The sequence below is a fragment of the Pseudomonas syringae genome, assembly GCF_000737245.1.
Lineage (GTDB): Bacteria > Pseudomonadota > Gammaproteobacteria > Pseudomonadales > Pseudomonadaceae > Aquipseudomonas > Aquipseudomonas syringae_J.
In genome coordinates this window covers 45,653-60,023 of the sequence record NZ_JPQU01000109.1, presented here as the reverse complement: position 1 = coordinate 60,023, position 14,371 = coordinate 45,653, and the positions used below count along the sequence as shown (strand labels likewise).

Below are 14,371 nucleotides of genomic sequence, written 5' to 3'. Positions count from 1 at the left end.
CTACCATGGCAGGCGAAATCATTCTCCCGGAGCAGCGGCGTCAAGCAGTTGTTCCAATCTCTAGCGACAGCAGCATCATGGCCGTGATCAGCCGAGCTGCTGCTGACCCAACATGCGATATCGACAAGCTTGAGCGATTGATGGCGATGCACGAACGGATGCAGGCCCGTGACGCTGAGTCAGAGTTCAACGCTGCAATGGCCGCCATGCAGAGCGACATCCCGAGCATCGCCGAGCGCGGCGCCATTGTGGTTAACGGCCAGAAGCGCAGCGACTACGCCACCTTCGAAGACATCAACGACGTGATCAAGCCGATCATGCAGCAGCACGGGTTCGCGATTACGTTCAAGGTCGAAAACGTCGCTGCTGGCCTGAATGTCACAGGCATCCTGATGCACCGCGCCGGGCACCGGGAAAGCACCTCGATGCTGCTACCGCTCGACACCAGTGGCAGCAAGAACGCGGTACAGGCTGTCGGCTCGTCCACCAGTTACGGCAAGCGCTACGTGATGTCTGCCCTGCTCAACCTCACTACTCGCGGTGAGGACGACGACGGGCACGCTGCGGTTCCGACGGCAAACATTACGGCCGTACAGGCGCTGGGTATCAACGCCCTACTGACGCGCTGCACCGAGAAGACCAAAGACTGGTTCATTGGCGAATACGGCTCGGTTGAGTGCGTTCCTAAAGCCCGTCACGACGTACTGGTCAGTCAACTCAACAAGGCAATCAAGGCGGCAGAGGCCGCGACGGCGGTGGCCGAATGAGGATTATCACTGACATCAAGCAGGGCACGCCGGAATGGCTGGCTCTGCGCCTTGGCATCGCTACAGCGTCCGAGCTGGACGTGCTACTGGTCAGCGGCAAGGGGCCGGCAGGGTTTGGCGTTGCTGCTTATACCTACATGGATCAGCTGATTGGCGAGCGCATCACCGAGGAAGCTGCCGAGATTCCATTCCAGACCAAGGCCACCATTCGCGGCCATGAGCTGGAGGCTGTGGCCCGCGACCTGTACGAGCGCCGCGAAGAGGTCAGCACCCAGGAAGTCGGCATCATCCTGAATCACGGAATTGGCTACTCGCCCGACGCGCTGGTGGGTGCCAACGGCCTGACCGAAATCAAAACCAAGCTGCCGAAGTTTCAGGTTGGCGTGATCCTGGCAGACGAGGTCCCGAAAGAGCACGTTCCACAATGCCAAGGAGGTCTATGGGCGTCAGAGCGCGAGTGGATCGACTTCATCAGCTACTGGCCGGGCATGCCCCTGTTCGTCAAGCGCATGTACCGCGACGAAGTGCTGATTCGCAAGATCAGCGAGCGTGTCAAAACCTTCTACGAAATCCTCGACGAGCGCATGAACAAAGTGCTCGGCATTGCCGCTTAATAAGGAATCCAAATGCCAACTCTATCTGATGTCGGTCGCCTCGGCCGTGACGCTGAAGTGCGCTTCACTCCTGGCGGTGACGCCGTGTGCAACCTTGCGCTGGCCTGCGAATACGGCCGTAAAGGTCCGGATGGCAAGAAGCCAACACAGTGGGTCGACGCAACTCTCTGGGGTAAACAGGCAGAGGCTTTAGGGCCTTACCTACTCAAGGGTCAACAGCTGCATTTCACTATCGACGATGCCCATGTCGAAACCTTCCCAAAAAGCGATGGCACCCAAGGTATGAAGCTCACAGGCCGGGTAATTGTGATCAAGTTCGCTGGCAGTCCGCCGGCACAAGATCAGCCGGCGCCTCAGCGACAGGCCTCGCCTCAATCCCGGCCGCAGCAGCCAAGACCGCAACAGAGTCAGCAAGGTACGAACGGGCCTGACAGCTATGACGAAGATATCCCTTTCCGCGCCCTTCCCTACCTCGCCGGAGCCTGACCATGACCACCACCCTCATCGTCCAACAGAACCGCCAGACACACCTTCACCATCTGCGTGAAAGCCTGGATAGACTCTACGCAGCTTCACCTAAATGGATCGGCCAAGACCGTGAGCGCGGCGAAAAGACCATCCGCAACCTTGAGCGCCAAGTGGAAGGGCTCAAGTCACAACTGTTCAGGGTGGCTTAGATGATCAGCCTGGATCTGAGTATGGTTCGGCACAACAGCGCAGCCTCTGCGCGCCTGGCCGATGCAACGGATGCATTCCTGCGGCGCGGCGGCGTCATCCACGAACTGAGCATCACCCGTGGCGTGTCCCTGCCCTTCAACAACGAAACAATCGCCTACGGGTACAAGGCCAGTTCCGCCGAACACGAACGCAAGGCTCGGGAAGCCCTGGAGCTTGAGCGGAGCACAGCGGGAAAGCTGAGGGCCTATGTAGACCTCGGCTTGAAGCGGGCATCGGCTGATATGGGGATCAGCGCCAAACGCCTGGGCCACATCGCGGCGGCATACGGGATTGTCTTCGTCAGCAAGAAGAAGGAATCCCCGATGGAGGCGAAGCGGGCCGCCGAAGCATTGATGGTGCCCGGTATCACCCGGCTATTTTCCGATGGCGCCACGCAGCAGGCCGTTATCCGGGAGTTCGGATTGACGGCTGACAGGCTGCGAAGGATCGCCAAGGACCACTCCATCGCGCTGCCTGGAATGGTTGACGAGGAAGAGGATCGCAAGCTGATCCCGCGCATCGAGGCCTTCCGAGACCTGGGCATTCCCCGCACGACCTGTTTCAAGCGTATGGGTATCAATCAGAAGAAGCTGTGGCGAATCATCGAAACGTACGGCATCGACTATCCGACGATCCCGAGATGAGGCGGCTGTCAGTAAAGGTCCGGCGCAACAGGCGGGCCGAACAACTCAAACTACCTGCGAGTGGGCTAACCAATGACCATGTCAGTTATCCATACCATTGGCCCGACCGGGGGTCACACGATGCCGAAGGGAACCAGGCCATCGAAGCCGGTGCGCTGGGATGTTTCGGTTTGGCTGATGCTGCCCAACGGAGAGAAGACGATACACAGCCTGACGGTGCCGAGCGCGCTGATGTTCGACCTGGTGCCACTGGTCAACGAGCGGGTTGAAGCGCTGATTGCAGATGTCGGTGACCTGGTGCGCGGCGCGGGCTGGACGGCACACGGGCGGGGCATTACCAAGAAGCGGAGGAAGCGGTGATGGCGATGACGCCCACAGAGCGGAATGAGAAGTTGGCCGCTAAGCGAGCCAAGTTCGCAGAGAAGGAATTGCGTCACCGGGTTCGCCCAGGCATTGAGCAGGCAATCAAGCGCATCAGTGACCGTGCGGCGAAGATTGCGACCAGCGAGATGCTGCAGATCGCAGTCATGAAGATGGACCTGATGAACGACGATGAGCTTGCGGCCTTCCTGACCTATCCGCGCCACACAATATTAGTTAGTCCAGATGTGGCGCGTGATATTTACGACCACGGCGTCAGAAGCATCATGAACAACCCCGATCAGGACGAAGACGACGAGATCGAAAGGCCCGCCGCGTAACGCCTCCTGTACGTAATACCCCAATTAAACCCAATTTGCCACCACCGGTCACGGAGGGCGGCGCATGCATGGAGCGATCTATGACCGATTCATTCGAGGTTCAGTGTGTAAAGACCGCAAGAAAGCATCAGCACTGCGATAGCTGCTGCCGTCCAATTGCACCAAGGGAGCGGTATGTAGGGTTCGCCGGTAAGTGGGATGGCGATTTCTACGCCGCAAAGCTTTGTCTTGGCTGCGATTCGCTCAGGCAGTTGGTGTGGCAGTTTGACGCCGAGCATGGAGATTCGCTTGAGGATGATGGGCTGGCGTTCAACCAGATATTCGAGGTGGCCGCAGAGTTTGGTCTGATCTGCTATGTGTCGTCTGCGCCAGCGGCCTCAATTGCCAGAACCGCCTGAGCCGCCAGATACTTTCGCTCTGGCGACTTCAACAGCCTGTCAGCCACCACGGCATTCACTGCTGCCAGATCGACGCCATGTTCGATCATCACTATCACCAAGTATTTCAGCGCCATTTCAAGCGCCTCTACGCGATCTTCGCTCATGACTATCCCTCAATGTGAGCGATGAAGCGTAGCTCACCCAACTTAACTCATCTGCGCCACCTCATCCGGTATCGGGAGGGCTGCGCTTGTTCGGAGCTTTCCCATGCACACGAAAGAAGAATGGCTCATTGATCGCCAGGACTACTGCATCTGCGTCGAGCGAGACGGCGAACCGTTAGAGATTGCCACCATCGCAGCCATGGATCACAACGGCATCAAGCATGTCATCGGCGAAGAGAGCTGGGCCAACGCTTATCTGATGCGGACTGCGCCCCAGATGCTCAAGTGCCTCGAAGACATGCTGGGCAAGGCCTACAAGCAGAACTGGAATGATCAGTATCCCGAGCTGATCGAGCAGGCGGAAAAGGTAGTTGCACTGGCAAAGGCCGGCTATCCGAGCACCTGCGATGGCGACGAGTTTATTGAATGACCGCCCTCCGCCGCCCCACCACACCACGCCTAACAACCTCCCCAGCCTGCGACCAATGCGGTTATCTGCGGGCTACCGGCAATCACACCGCCTGCTCGAAGAAGCGCCAGGCCATTTACGCAAGGGAATCGAAATGAATGAAGTGAGGCGATACACCGCGACAGAGCTGCGGTTTTCAACGACGGCGAGCGGTAATTTTGTGTCCGGAGCTGTTTTTGATGAGCTGAGGCAGCAACTGGCTGATGTTTCGCATGAGCGGGACTTGCTGCGCAACACGCTTCCGAATTCTACGCTGGAGCTTGTTGATACCAAGCTTCGGCTCAAGGTCAGCGAGGCGCGGAATGCCGCATTCGTCCACCGCGCTGGCGATGTAGTCGATGCGCTGGACGGCGGGCTTATGTCCACTTCCATGACCGCGCGCGTGCAGAAGCTGAAGGAGGTTGTGCTCGCCCAGTCCGCGCCAGCCACAGGCGAACAGGGGGCGGGGGCATGAAGAGATTTGGCGTGTGTCCTAGATGTGGCGAGTTCGGCGCTCTCTGGCCGAACAACGTCATGATAAAGCGCTTCTGGCTGTTCGGGCCGCTTGTACCTCATGTCGTGTATCGGTGCGACGAATGCGAAATAAAGGTGAAACCATGAACCAACCCAAAACCCACGGCGCGATGGTGCGGCGTGTCTGTCATGCCTGCGTTGGTCGGCCGCGTAGCGAGCATTGTGGGATCTGTGACCCTGCCGAGCAGACGCTAGCGGTTGGCGGGGAGCCTGAAGTTCTGGCCTGCGCATCATTTGCGAAGAACGGGAATATCCAGTGCTGGTCACTGACCCGCGATCACGCCTCGCTGAGAAAGCTGGAGGGCGAAGGTCACAGGGTCATCGAGCTGATTGATCGCGCCCAAGTCGCCCCGCTGCTGGCTGATATTGAGCGGCTGGACGCAGAGCTGGATGAGCGCGCCGACTGGGATCAGAGGCAGCTCGTCGTCATTCGTCAGCTGAATGACTGCATCGCAGAGCTGAAGGCGCAGCAGGGCGAGCCTGTGGCGTGCGCAACAATTCAGGTAGAGATACCGAGTGGGAAGGTTCTGCCTGCCGCTACCGTTGCGCGTTTTGATATTGAACAGCTACCTGTTGGCTCGCTCCTGAATGTCTATCTCCAAGCCCAGCCCGCCACGGCGAAGGTGGTGCTGCCTCCGCGCAAAGAGCCAAGCGCGGATAGCCCATATCTGAGCGATATGGATTATGAGTACAACGCTCTACTTGACGAAATCTCCAGGCTTAACCCATGACCCACCAAATCCACTTCCCCGCCCAATACGGCAAACCTCCCCGCTGGACTGAATGCACAGTCGATCAATGGGGAGTATGGCGCTGCAATGGGATGTAAATGCCTGCGCCGAGTGTTGATCGAATCCAGTAACCCCTTCTCGAAAAAAGTAATTTCTGGCCGTTCTGGCCGAATCCATTAATTTAAGTCAGCCGTGAATGCGGCGTGGCGAGGTATTGCCTGTGAGCAATGAAAAGATGCGTGAGGAGTTTGAGGCTTGGGCCGAGCAGATGGGCTGGAACATCGAAAAGCGCCGAAGCCTCGAAGGCGAATCCTACGTCTATCCGTCCGCCATGGATGCATGGATGGCATGGCAGGCATCGCGTGCGGCGGTGGTGATTGATCTGTCTTCTGCAAACAAGGTAACAGCGCTGCCTGACCGGTTATGGATTCTTGGGGGTGCTGTTGTTTCAGCTATAGAGGCCGCTGGCGTGAAGGTGAAGCCATGAGCGAGACCAAACTACAACTTATCCCCCCTCAGATCGACCTGCCATACCCGCCGCGCCACACCGGCTTCATCGGCGCTGATCGCGAAGTGCCGGGCTACACGCTTGAGCAGATGATCGAGTACGGCCGGTTGTGTGCTGCTGAGGCTTTGCGGCAGAGCAAGTAACCCTTCCCTTCTTCTATATACAGCCTGCCGGTGATCGGCGGGAGAGGTATCACCCATGCCGCAAATTTCCGTTACCACGACCATCACTACTTTGTTTGACGTTCCAGAAGGCGTTTCGATTGAGCGAATACGCCAGCTCGGCCTGCCAGTTATTTCGGAAAACGAGGAGTCGACGGAAGAAGTGTTCCGGCTTCAGCAGCGGGCTATAAGCGAATCCTTCTACGGAGCAGAAGAGCCGCGAGCGGCTTCGGTCGAGCACGCAATATCTGAACTGTCCGCATAACCCCTTCCGCCGCCCAGCGCGGCCCGGAGCAGTAGAAATGAGGTGTAACCATGGGAAGTGAGCTGCACAATGCCGTCGACCATGAAATGGACAAGGTATCTGAAGCTCGCATGGCTGCCATTATCGGCACCACCAAGCGAGCATTGGAAGGGAAAAGAGCGCGCGGTGTTATTCCAAAAGGAATCTGGAACACCGTCGATGGTCGCGTCTTCTATAGCGTGGGGAGATATGAGGCATGGCTAGAAAGCCAGTGGGATTGCCCACCGGAGTTGAATTTGCTGGTGAATCAATTCGAATCCGCTTCACGTGGAAAACCCGGCGCTGTGAAACGCTCCCCTATCCGCAAACGGCCAAAGGGATCAAATCAGCAGCCGATCTCCGTGCTCACGTAATCAGCCTGGCAAAGCATGGCGTGCTAGATGATGCGCGCTATGCCGAGCTGTTCCCTCGGTCGAGCTACGAACCCGAAGATACTGACAAATCCGACCTGTTCGGCGAGTACGCTCAGATTTGGCTGAATGGTCGGGAGGTGGTCGAGGGCACCCGCAAGAACTATCGAATTTCCATGAACCTTTACTGGATGCCTTCGCTGTCGAAGCTGCCCCTACGGAAAATAACCACGCTGATGCTTCGAAAGATCATCGCAGCTACCGAGTGGAAGTCGCCGACTACCAAGCGAGCAGCCATCCAGCGGCTCGGTACTCTTTTGGAGACGGCGCTCAGGGATGGGCTCATTGAGCGCAACCCGGCGGCGTCTATCGAACTGCCCGCCAGGGTGAAGAAGTCAGTCGATCCATTCACGACCGAAGAGGCCGACGCGATCATCAGCCACCTCTATGCAACATCGGCGGGCGCCAAGCGGATCTACGCGGCCTACTTTGAGTTCTCGTTCTACACCGGCATGCGCCCGGGCGAGATTGCTGCGCTGCGCTGGGATGAGATCGACGAGGATAAGCGAGTGGCTAACGTGTGTCGTATCGTCGCAGACAGCTTGATTGAGGAGCGCACCAAAACGAAGGATTCGAGGCTGGTTATGCTGAACAGTCGAGCCGTGCACGCCATCAAGCAGGCCAAGGAAGTTCGGACCCTGCGCGAGTCACAGCCTAAACGCTTGTGTCGGACATCCCCCTACGTTTTTCCCCCGACACGCAATTCCGAGTTCATCCAACAGGCCAGCGTGACCGACAAACACTTCCAACAAGCGCTGAAGGATTTGAAAGTTAGAGTGCGGCGACAATACAACTGCCGTCACACCTACGCTACTATGTGCCTCATGGCAGGTATGAACCCTGCGTTTATTGCCAATCAGCTGGGCCACAGCGTGCAAATGCTGCTTTCGACGTACGCGAAATGGCTCAATTCCAGCACAGACTGGGGCGAGCTCGGAAAACTCGAATTGAGCATGATTGGTACAAAAATGGTACAGCCCGAAGACGTACCACTCTGAAACCCTTATGGAACAAGCCCCTGTGACACTGGAACAGAATTACACCGCGATCCTTGGCCAACTGGGGGAAGACGTATCCCGCGAAGGCCTGCTCGACACCCCCAAGCGCGCTGCCAAAGCGATGCAGTATCTGTGTCGCGGTTACGAGCAAACCCTGGAAGAAGTGACCAACGGTGCTCTGTTCAGCTCCGACGCCAGCGAAATGGTCATGGTCAAGGACATCGAACTGTATTCGTTGTGCGAACACCATTTGCTGCCGTTCATTGGCAAGGCTCATGTAGCCTACATCCCCCACGGAAAAGTGCTGGGCCTTTCCAAGGTTGCGCGCATCGTTGATATGTATGCCCGTCGCCTGCAGATTCAGGAAAACCTGAGCCGCCAGATTGCTGAAGCCATCATGCAGGTAACCGGCGCGTTGGGTGTGGCCGTGGTGATCGAGGCCAAGCACATGTGCATGATGATGCGCGGTGTCGAGAAGCAGAACTCGTCGATGATCACCTCGGTAATGCTGGGTGAGTTCCGCGAAAACGCCGCGACCCGCATGGAATTCCTCAGCCTGATCAAGTAATCAGCGCCCTGCCCGGCTGCTATAGCAATCGCCGGGCCTCGCGATCACACCGTGATCGCCCTTCAACATGAGGTTCAAACAGTGTTCATCAAGGCATTAAGGGTTGGTCTTGGCCAACTGGTCATCCTCATTGATTTTCTGACCCGCCCCGCAAAGAAGCAGCGCACGCCGCAAGCCCAGGCGGCCGTTGATCAATCTGCGCAGGGCCTGAGTCTTTATCAGTTCAACGCCTGCCCGTTCTGCGTCAAGACCCGCCGCACCTTGCGTCGTCTGAACGTCCCGGTAGCACTGCGTGATGCCAAGAACAACGAACTGGATCGCAACACTCTGCTCAACGAAGGCGGCAAGATCAAAGTGCCTTGCCTGCGCATCGAGGAGGCAGGCAAGACTGTCTGGATGTATGAGTCCAAAGTCATCATCGATTATCTGAATCAGCGCTTCTCCGCCGTTTGACGCGTCAACGGTTGCCCGACATCAGTTCGGGCAGCCTTCCTGCCGACACGCCACATAGCCCTTCAACTGTTCGACCCGCACTTTGGTGTGCTCAGCCAGGCATTGAGATTGCTGCAGCGGCCAGATCGAGCCGGAATTCTCAGCCTTGCCCACCTGATACAGACAGTCGGCATCCCGAAAAGCGATCCACTTGAGCTGGGCATTTTTAAGCGCCTGCTTTTGCGCCGGGCTCTTCAGATACGCCATCTGCGCCTTGTATTGTTTATTCAGATCAGCATCCAGCGCCGACAACTGCTTGCCAGCACACGCATTCATTGCTGCTTGATTGGCATCGCACTCTTCGGCCTGGGCCGAACAACCTATTCCCAGTGCCATCAGTGTCAGCACTGCAATCATAGATAACCGCACTTGGTATTCCTTTCAAAATTTTCGTTAAGCCGCCTGCCGGCAGGTTTCAGTCCAGCATCTCCACATATCCAGATTGCTCCTTCACCCGCGTCAGCCAGTGCTGGATACCGGGATAAGGTGTCAAGTCGAAACCGCCTTGATGGGCGACATGGGTATAGGCATACAGGGCGATGTCGGCGATGGAGAAAGACTCGCCCACCAGGAATGGTGTGCGCTTGAGCTGTTGCTCCATCACTGATAAGGCGCGATACCCGGCTTTCTGCAACGAGCGGTATTCCTTGAGTCGCTCTTCAGGCAACCCAAGATAGAACTCGATGAAGCGGGCCACAGCAATGCTCGGCTCGTGGCTGTACTGCTCAAAGAACTGCCATTGTAGAACCTGAGTGCGCAGACGCGGCTCGGTCGGCAGGTAGTGGGTGCCGTCGGCGAGAAAATTGAGAATCGCGTTGGACTCCCAAAGGCAGGTGCCATCCTCAAGCTCCAGAACCGGAATCTTGCCATTAGGGTTCTTCTCCAGAAAGGCGGCGGTCTGAGTTTCGCCCTTCAGAATATCCACTGGAACCCAGTCATACTCCACACCCAACAGGCTGAGCATGAGCTTGACCTTGTAGCAGTTGCCCGAGTTGTAATCGCCGTAAACCTTATACATGGTCTTGCTCCTTTTAATACTGTTCTCGCCTGCTTACGCCGCTTGTTCCAATCGAGCCCGCCTTACCACGCCCGCGAGGCGCTTAAGGCCTTCGTCCAGACGCGCAGGGTCAATATGGCTGAAGTTCAGCCGCAAGTAACCGGGATTGGCATTCGGATCAGCAAAGAACGGCTCGCCGGGCATGAACGCCACATTCTGCTCCAGTGCTGCCTTCAGCAGCGTGCGGGTATCCATTGGCTGCTTCAGCGTAAGCCAGAAGAACAGACCACCCTGAGGACTGTTCCACTCGGCCAGATCACTAAAATGCTTTTGCAGCGCAACGTCGAAGGCATCGCGGCGTACGCGGTAGAAGCGTCGTAGCTCCTGCAAATGCTCGCGGTAGTGCTCGGTGCCGATCCACTGCAACGCCTGCCACTGCCCGAGACGGTTGGTGTGCAAATCTGCCGACTGTTTCAAACGCAGCAGAAGCGGAAACAGATCCGGGCTGGCAATCAGATAGCCGACCCGCAAGCCCGGCAACAGGGTTTTCGAGACCGTCCCCGTGTAGATCCAACTGGCCTGCTTCAAGCGACTGGCGATCGGCGTGGCACTGCCGCCATCGAATGTGAGGTCGCGATAGGGTTCATCTTCAATCAGGGTCACGTCGAACTCATCGAGCATCGCCGCCACCGCATCGCGGCTGGCCTCGCTGTAACGTACGGCAGACGGGTTCTGAAAGGTCGGTATCAGGTAGGCGAACGCTGGTTTGTGCTGCTCGAGCTGCTGGCGCAGGACTGACAAGTTCGGGCCGTCGGCTTGCAGAGGGACAGTCAGGCAATCAGCCCCGAACAGCTGGAAAATCTGCAGCGCGGCCAGATAGGTCGGCGCTTCCAGAATCACCTGGGTACCTTTGTCGATGTACAACTTGGCCGCCAGGTCCAGGGTCTGCTGCGACCCACTGACGATCAGTACCTGGCTGGCATCGCACTGCAGACCAATGGCTCGCGCTTCGGCAGCCAGTGCTTCGCGCAACTCGGGTTCGCCTTCGCTCATTCCGTACTGGCCCAGCGCAACCGGCATATCGGCCCACTCCACCTTGGGCAGCATTGCTTCGGCGGGCAGCCCGCCGGCGAAGGACATGACCTCAGGACGCTGCGCAGCCGCCAGGATTTCACGAATCAAAGAACTTTTCAGACGGGAAACGCGCTCGGAGAAAGCCATATTGATCACCGCTAGCCGAAATAATTGGAAATGAGTCAAACTGGTTGACCGAAATTACGATGCCGGACATAGATACGTCAATATGCTTGACCTTAAAAATGCAGCTTCACAGCAAATTGCCATGGAAGCCTTCTTCTTCGGCTATCAGGCATTCACCGCCAAGGCCGACGAAATGCTTGATCGCCGAGGCTTCAGCCGGGTGCATCAACGCATTGTCTTTTTCATCGCGCGCTATCCCGGTTTGAGCGTGAAAGAGCTGCTCGGTGTGCTGGGCGTCAGCAAGCAGGCACTCAATGCTCCGCTGCGCCAATTGATGGCCATGGATCTGGTAAAGAGCGCGGCGCCTGAAAACGATAAGCGCAAGCGCCTGCTGGCGCTGACCGAAGAAGGCCTGAAGTTCGAACAGGCGTTGCGACGTGAGCAGGTCAAGCTGCTGCAACGTGTCTTCGCGGAAGCCGGACGCGAGGCGGTGGACGGCTGGCTGCAAGTCAACCTGGCGCTGGGCGAAACCTTGCAGAAAGGGGTGAAGCCAGCTGGCTAGACAGCCGGATCGGAATATTTTTCTTGTGGGAGCGAATTCATTCGCGAAGGGGCCCGTTCAGTCGATACATCTCCCTTGGCTGCACTACCGTCTTCGCGAATGAATTCGCTCCCACAGGCATGCGATGTAACCCGCAGTACCAATGTCTCGCCAACAAGTTGGCTCCTGCCGGGCGCTGCATACTGATCCATTGCGCTTTTTGAACTGTACTGACACATGCGTCCACCGCTGTATCGCAATACCTTGTAACCACTACGTTTAGGCTGAAGCTCTGTCGCTGATTGAACTCAAGGAACGTTCGATGACTACCTCCTCCCCTGCCCGTTTACGCCCGCTGGCCGATTCTTCCCCTGCCGCAGTGGTCGCAGGGTTCATTGCCATGATGACCGGCTGCACGAGCTCGCTAGTGCTGATGTTTCAGGCTGGCCAGGCAGCGGGGCTGACGACGGCGCAGATTTCGTCGTGGATCTGGGCTCTGTTCATGGGCATGGCGGTGTGCAGCATCGGCCTTTCCATGCGCTACCGCACCCCGATCACTGTCGCCTGGTCAACACCCGGCGCGGCATTACTGATCACCAGCCTGGGCGGCGTGGCGTATCCAGAGGCCATTGGCGCGTTCATCACCAGTGCGGTGCTGGTGATCATTTGCGGCGTGACTGGCAGTTTCGAGCGCCTGGTCAAGCGCATTCCTGCTTCGCTGGCCGCTGCTTTGCTGGCAGGTATTCTGTTCAAGATAGGCAGCGAGATATTCGTCGCCGCGCAGCATCGCACCGGGCTGGTACTGGGCATGTTCTTCACCTATTTACTGGTCAAACGCGTCTCGCCGCGTTACGCGGTGCTGGCTTCGCTGCTGGTCGGTACAGTGCTGGCGGGCTTTCTGGGATTGCTCGACTTCAGCGGCTTTGCACTGGAAGTCGCCCTGCCGGTCTGGACCTCGCCTGAGTTTTCTTTTGCTGCCACTGTCAGTATCGGCATCCCGCTGTTTGTGGTGGCCATGACCTCGCAAAACATGCCAGGCGTTGCGGTATTGCGTGCCGACGGCTATCAGGTGCCCGCTTCGCCACTGATTTCGGTGACAGGTATCGCCTCGCTATTGACCGCCCCGTTCGGCTCACACGGCATCAATCTGGCGGCAATCAGCGCGGCAATCTGCACCGGCGAACACGCCCACGAGGATCGTGACAAGCGCTATACCGCGGCGATCTGGTGTGGAATCTTCTACGCCATTGCCGGTATCTTCGGCGCCACGCTGGCCGCCTTGTTTGCCTCGTTTCCCAAAGAGCTGGTGCTGTCGATTGCAGCTCTGGCGCTGTTCGGCTCGATCATCAACGGCCTGACCGTTGCCATGAATGAACCCAAGGAACGCGAAGCCGCCCTCATCACGTTCATGGTGACCGCCTCCGGATTGACGCTGTTTTCGATTGGCTCGGCGTTCTGGGGGATTGTTGCGGGGGTGCTGACGTTGATGATCCTCAATGGGGGTAAAACCCGCGCTACCTGATGGAAAACCATCTTCTGTAGGAGTGACCGGGGTGGCGCTCCACCTTGCTCGCGATGGCGTCAGACCAGACGATCGTTTATCGACTGTAAAAAACCTATCGCGAGCAAGCTCGCTCCTACAGAGTTTTGCGCCGGGACCGAGCGTCTCAAAGGGCTACAGCCTGAAATGCCCCACCATCCCCTTCAACTCCGTCCCCAGTGACGCAAGCTCAATACTTGAGGCCGCGTTGCCGCGCATGGCTAAGGCGGATTGATCGGCGCTGGCACGGATGTTCGTGACGCTGCGGTTGATCTCTTCAGCCACCGAGGTCTGCTCCTCTGCTGCGGCAGCGATCTGTTGATTCATCTGCTGGATCATCGATACCGCCGAAGCGATGCTGCCCAAGGCGCTTTCGGTTTGCAGCACATCGCTGACCGCCAGCTTCACCAGCTCGCCGCTGCTCTGTATTTGTGTGACCGAAGCCGACGCACTGTTGCGTAAACTGCTGACCAGACGCTCAATCTCCTCGGTGGATTGCTGAGTGCGCTTGGCCAAGGCCCGCACTTCATCAGCCACGACAGCAAAGCCGCGGCCTTGCTCGCCAGCCCGAGCGGCTTCAATGGCGGCGTTGAGCGCAAGCAGGTTGGTCTGCTCTGCCACGCTTTTGATCACACCCAACACCACACCGATGTTTTGAATCTCGGCGCTCAGACTCTCGATGCTGTGACTGGCCGATGCAGACGAACTGGCCAGTTGCTCGATCCGCTGCAGGCTCTGGCGCACCACGGCCTGACCGCTATCAACCTTGTCATCGGCGCTTTGCGCGGCCAGTGCCGCTTCTTCTGCGTTACGGGCGACGTCATGGACAGTGGCGGTCATCTGATTCATGGCCGTGGAGACCTGTTCGGTTTCCTCTTGCTGGCTGCTGACTTCGCGATTGGTCTGTTCAGTCACAGCTGAAAGAGAATGCGCAGAAGCGGCCAACTGTTCG

The 14,371-nt window shown here is 57.7% G+C and carries 22 protein-coding genes and 1 pseudogene; 18 read left to right on the top strand and 5 right to left on the bottom strand.

What is annotated here, in order from left to right; all coding sequences use genetic code 11:
• The first annotated feature begins 5 nt into the window (after nucleotides 1–5).
• From IV01_RS00525 to IV01_RS00555, 7 genes are all read left to right on the top strand, one after another.
• On the top strand, nucleotides 6–767 hold the full coding sequence (locus IV01_RS00525; RefSeq protein WP_032631944.1) for an ERF family protein: 762 nt from the start codon (nucleotides 6–8) through the stop codon (nucleotides 765–767).
• Nucleotides 764–1,381, top strand: coding sequence for a lambda exonuclease family protein (locus IV01_RS00530; RefSeq protein WP_032631943.1), 618 nt, complete (start codon nucleotides 764–766; stop codon nucleotides 1,379–1,381). Before IV01_RS00525 ends, IV01_RS00530 begins: the two co-directional genes overlap by 4 nt.
• 12 nt (nucleotides 1,382–1,393) lie before the next feature.
• Nucleotides 1,394–1,867, top strand: coding sequence for a single-stranded DNA-binding protein (locus IV01_RS00535; protein ID WP_032631942.1), 474 nt, complete (start codon nucleotides 1,394–1,396; stop codon nucleotides 1,865–1,867).
• Between the two features lie 2 nt (nucleotides 1,868–1,869).
• Nucleotides 1,870–2,058: a hypothetical protein gene (locus IV01_RS00540; RefSeq protein WP_032631940.1), complete on the top strand. Its 189-nt coding sequence runs from the start codon at nucleotides 1,870–1,872 to the stop codon at nucleotides 2,056–2,058.
• Complete coding sequence (locus IV01_RS00545; RefSeq protein WP_032631939.1) at nucleotides 2,059–2,742, top strand: hypothetical protein; 684 nt, start codon at nucleotides 2,059–2,061, stop codon at nucleotides 2,740–2,742. It abuts the gene before it with no gap.
• 120 nt (nucleotides 2,743–2,862) lie between these two features.
• Nucleotides 2,863–3,102: a hypothetical protein gene (locus IV01_RS00550; RefSeq protein WP_032631937.1), complete on the top strand. Its 240-nt coding sequence runs from the start codon at nucleotides 2,863–2,865 to the stop codon at nucleotides 3,100–3,102.
• The gene (locus IV01_RS00555) at nucleotides 3,102–3,443 is read left to right on the top strand and encodes a hypothetical protein (protein WP_032631936.1); all 342 of its coding nucleotides are present in this window, start codon (nucleotides 3,102–3,104) and stop codon (nucleotides 3,441–3,443) included. Before IV01_RS00550 ends, IV01_RS00555 begins: the two co-directional genes overlap by 1 nt.
• Before the next feature lie 352 nt (nucleotides 3,444–3,795).
• On the opposite strand, the gene IV01_RS00560 is transcribed toward IV01_RS00555, so the two are convergent.
• Nucleotides 3,796–3,987, bottom strand: coding sequence for a hypothetical protein (locus tag IV01_RS00560; RefSeq protein ID WP_032631935.1), 192 nt, complete (start codon nucleotides 3,985–3,987; stop codon nucleotides 3,796–3,798).
• Nucleotides 3,988–4,090: 103 nt separating this feature from the next.
• On the opposite strand from IV01_RS00560, the gene IV01_RS0125705 reads away from it, so the two are divergent.
• The 9 genes from IV01_RS0125705 (at nucleotide 4,091) to IV01_RS00590 (ending at nucleotide 9,102) form a co-directional block, all read left to right on the top strand.
• A complete protein-coding gene (locus IV01_RS0125705; protein WP_032631934.1) occupies nucleotides 4,091–4,417 on the top strand; it encodes a hypothetical protein in 327 nt (108 codons plus the stop codon).
• Between the two features lie 133 nt (nucleotides 4,418–4,550).
• On the top strand, nucleotides 4,551–4,910 hold the full coding sequence (locus tag IV01_RS00565) for a hypothetical protein (RefSeq protein WP_032631933.1): 360 nt from the start codon (nucleotides 4,551–4,553) through the stop codon (nucleotides 4,908–4,910).
• Between the two features lie 142 nt (nucleotides 4,911–5,052).
• A complete protein-coding gene (locus tag IV01_RS00570) occupies nucleotides 5,053–5,700 on the top strand; it encodes a hypothetical protein (RefSeq protein WP_032631932.1) in 648 nt (215 codons plus the stop codon).
• Nucleotides 5,701–5,920: 220 nt separating this feature from the next.
• Nucleotides 5,921–6,187 carry a hypothetical protein gene (locus IV01_RS0125700; protein ID WP_154232300.1) on the top strand — a complete coding sequence of 89 codons (267 nt, stop codon included), beginning with the start codon at nucleotides 5,921–5,923 and terminating at the stop codon, nucleotides 6,185–6,187.
• Nucleotides 6,184–6,351 (top strand): hypothetical protein, encoded by a 168-nt coding sequence (locus IV01_RS26800; protein ID WP_154232299.1) that lies wholly within the window; start codon nucleotides 6,184–6,186, stop codon nucleotides 6,349–6,351. Before IV01_RS0125700 ends, IV01_RS26800 begins: the two co-directional genes overlap by 4 nt.
• Nucleotides 6,352–6,406: 55 nt before the next feature.
• Complete coding sequence (locus IV01_RS00575) at nucleotides 6,407–6,634, top strand: hypothetical protein (RefSeq protein WP_032631930.1); 228 nt, start codon at nucleotides 6,407–6,409, stop codon at nucleotides 6,632–6,634.
• A gap of 235 nt (nucleotides 6,635–6,869) precedes the next feature.
• Nucleotides 6,870–8,081, top strand: coding sequence for a tyrosine-type recombinase/integrase (locus tag IV01_RS00580; protein WP_032631929.1), 1,212 nt, complete (start codon nucleotides 6,870–6,872; stop codon nucleotides 8,079–8,081).
• A 22-nt stretch (nucleotides 8,082–8,103) separates the two neighbouring features.
• The gene (gene folE, locus IV01_RS00585; RefSeq protein WP_032632068.1) at nucleotides 8,104–8,649 is read left to right on the top strand and encodes a GTP cyclohydrolase I FolE; all 546 of its coding nucleotides are present in this window, start codon (nucleotides 8,104–8,106) and stop codon (nucleotides 8,647–8,649) included.
• Between the two features lie 81 nt (nucleotides 8,650–8,730).
• Entirely contained in the window at nucleotides 8,731–9,102 is a 372-nt protein-coding gene (locus IV01_RS00590) for a glutathione S-transferase N-terminal domain-containing protein (protein ID WP_032631928.1), read from the top strand.
• Nucleotides 9,103–9,123: 21 nt separating this feature from the next.
• Here the strand turns inward: IV01_RS00590 and IV01_RS00595 are convergent, their stop codons facing one another.
• From IV01_RS00595 to IV01_RS00605, 3 genes are read right to left on the bottom strand one after another with little or no spacing between them, the layout of a single operon-like run.
• Entirely contained in the window at nucleotides 9,124–9,498 is a 375-nt protein-coding gene (locus IV01_RS00595) for a lysozyme inhibitor LprI family protein (protein WP_418903575.1), read from the bottom strand.
• A gap of 58 nt (nucleotides 9,499–9,556) precedes the next feature.
• The gene (locus IV01_RS00600; protein ID WP_032631926.1) at nucleotides 9,557–10,159 is read right to left on the bottom strand and encodes a glutathione S-transferase family protein; all 603 of its coding nucleotides are present in this window, start codon (nucleotides 10,157–10,159) and stop codon (nucleotides 9,557–9,559) included.
• A 33-nt stretch (nucleotides 10,160–10,192) separates the two neighbouring features.
• Nucleotides 10,193–11,359: a PLP-dependent aminotransferase family protein gene (locus tag IV01_RS00605; RefSeq protein ID WP_032631924.1), complete on the bottom strand. Its 1,167-nt coding sequence runs from the start codon at nucleotides 11,357–11,359 to the stop codon at nucleotides 10,193–10,195.
• 82 nt (nucleotides 11,360–11,441) lie between these two features.
• Here IV01_RS00605 and IV01_RS00610 point away from each other — a divergent pair, with 82 nt between their 5' ends.
• Together IV01_RS00610 and IV01_RS00615 are read left to right on the top strand one after the other, a co-directional pair.
• Nucleotides 11,442–11,900 carry a MarR family winged helix-turn-helix transcriptional regulator gene (locus IV01_RS00610; RefSeq protein WP_032631923.1) on the top strand — a complete coding sequence of 153 codons (459 nt, stop codon included), beginning with the start codon at nucleotides 11,442–11,444 and terminating at the stop codon, nucleotides 11,898–11,900.
• A gap of 301 nt (nucleotides 11,901–12,201) precedes the next feature.
• Nucleotides 12,202–13,401, top strand: coding sequence for a benzoate/H(+) symporter BenE family transporter (locus tag IV01_RS00615; RefSeq protein WP_032631922.1), 1,200 nt, complete (start codon nucleotides 12,202–12,204; stop codon nucleotides 13,399–13,401).
• 153 nt (nucleotides 13,402–13,554) lie between these two features.
• Here the strand turns inward: IV01_RS00615 and IV01_RS27640 are convergent.
• Nucleotides 13,555–14,148, bottom strand: a pseudogene (locus tag IV01_RS27640) (methyl-accepting chemotaxis protein); the annotation flags it as partial.
• Nucleotides 14,149–14,371: the final 223 nt, after the last annotated feature.

Bases quoted from the DNA above. Each gene is read 5' to 3' on its own strand.
- IV01_RS00575 (WP_032631930.1), top strand. From the start codon at position 6,407: ATGCCGCAAATTTCCGTTACCACGACCATCACTACTTTGTTTGACGTT.
- IV01_RS00560 (WP_032631935.1), bottom strand. From the start codon at position 3,987: ATGAGCGAAGATCGCGTAGAGGCGCTTGAAATGGCGCTGAAATACTTG.
- IV01_RS00580 (WP_032631929.1), top strand. From the start codon at position 6,870: ATGGCTAGAAAGCCAGTGGGATTGCCCACCGGAGTTGAATTTGCTGGT.
- IV01_RS00570 (WP_032631932.1), top strand. From the start codon at position 5,053: ATGAACCAACCCAAAACCCACGGCGCGATGGTGCGGCGTGTCTGTCAT.
- IV01_RS0125705 (WP_032631934.1), top strand. From the start codon at position 4,091: ATGCACACGAAAGAAGAATGGCTCATTGATCGCCAGGACTACTGCATC.
- IV01_RS00610 (WP_032631923.1), top strand. From the start codon at position 11,442: ATGCTTGACCTTAAAAATGCAGCTTCACAGCAAATTGCCATGGAAGCC.
- IV01_RS00550 (WP_032631937.1), top strand. From the start codon at position 2,863: ATGCCGAAGGGAACCAGGCCATCGAAGCCGGTGCGCTGGGATGTTTCG.
- IV01_RS00540 (WP_032631940.1), top strand. From the start codon at position 1,870: ATGACCACCACCCTCATCGTCCAACAGAACCGCCAGACACACCTTCAC.
- IV01_RS26800 (WP_154232299.1), top strand. From the start codon at position 6,184: ATGAGCGAGACCAAACTACAACTTATCCCCCCTCAGATCGACCTGCCA.
- IV01_RS00605 (WP_032631924.1), bottom strand. From the start codon at position 11,359: ATGGCTTTCTCCGAGCGCGTTTCCCGTCTGAAAAGTTCTTTGATTCGT.
- IV01_RS00555 (WP_032631936.1), top strand. From the start codon at position 3,102: ATGGCGATGACGCCCACAGAGCGGAATGAGAAGTTGGCCGCTAAGCGA.
- IV01_RS00615 (WP_032631922.1), top strand. From the start codon at position 12,202: ATGACTACCTCCTCCCCTGCCCGTTTACGCCCGCTGGCCGATTCTTCC.
- IV01_RS00545 (WP_032631939.1), top strand. From the start codon at position 2,059: ATGATCAGCCTGGATCTGAGTATGGTTCGGCACAACAGCGCAGCCTCT.
- IV01_RS00600 (WP_032631926.1), bottom strand. From the start codon at position 10,159: ATGTATAAGGTTTACGGCGATTACAACTCGGGCAACTGCTACAAGGTC.
- IV01_RS00525 (WP_032631944.1), top strand. From the start codon at position 6: ATGGCAGGCGAAATCATTCTCCCGGAGCAGCGGCGTCAAGCAGTTGTT.
- IV01_RS00595 (WP_418903575.1), bottom strand. From the start codon at position 9,498: ATGATTGCAGTGCTGACACTGATGGCACTGGGAATAGGTTGTTCGGCC.
- IV01_RS00565 (WP_032631933.1), top strand. From the start codon at position 4,551: ATGAATGAAGTGAGGCGATACACCGCGACAGAGCTGCGGTTTTCAACG.
- IV01_RS00535 (WP_032631942.1), top strand. From the start codon at position 1,394: ATGCCAACTCTATCTGATGTCGGTCGCCTCGGCCGTGACGCTGAAGTG.
- IV01_RS00530 (WP_032631943.1), top strand. From the start codon at position 764: ATGAGGATTATCACTGACATCAAGCAGGGCACGCCGGAATGGCTGGCT.